Origin of the sequence: Mameliella sp. CS4, assembly GCF_019392335.1 — a bacterium.
Lineage (GTDB): Bacteria > Pseudomonadota > Alphaproteobacteria > Rhodobacterales > Rhodobacteraceae > Antarctobacter.
In genome coordinates this window covers 1-275 of the sequence record NZ_JAHXRQ010000148.1, presented here as the reverse complement: position 1 = coordinate 275, position 275 = coordinate 1, and the positions used below count along the sequence as shown (strand labels likewise).

Genomic DNA, 275 nt, shown 5'->3' with positions numbered 1-275 from the left:
GACCGCGTACGATCTCGTCAGTTCCATGAGAGCCTGAACAGACCGCATACCCATCCGGAATGAGGAGTATTCGAGCTAGCTCGCTTGCCGGCATCATGGCGGGGCAGGTGGTGTCGAGGTCGAGCTGCCAGAGTCGGAACTGGTCGTCAATGCCCGGGAATACGCGCAGTCCCGGGTCTACCTCCTCCGCCGCAATGATCCGTGGCGCCTGTGTCTGGAACGAGACGATTTGGATGAGGGAATCGATGTCAATGTGCTTGTTGGTGAGTCCGCCC

At 59.6% G+C, this 275-nt stretch carries 1 protein-coding gene; it reads right to left on the bottom strand.

Annotation, left to right across the window (positions count from 1 at the left end):
* On the bottom strand, window positions 1–275 hold a 275-nt coding region (locus tag KZZ07_RS26910; RefSeq protein WP_219520029.1), incomplete at both ends, for a hypothetical protein.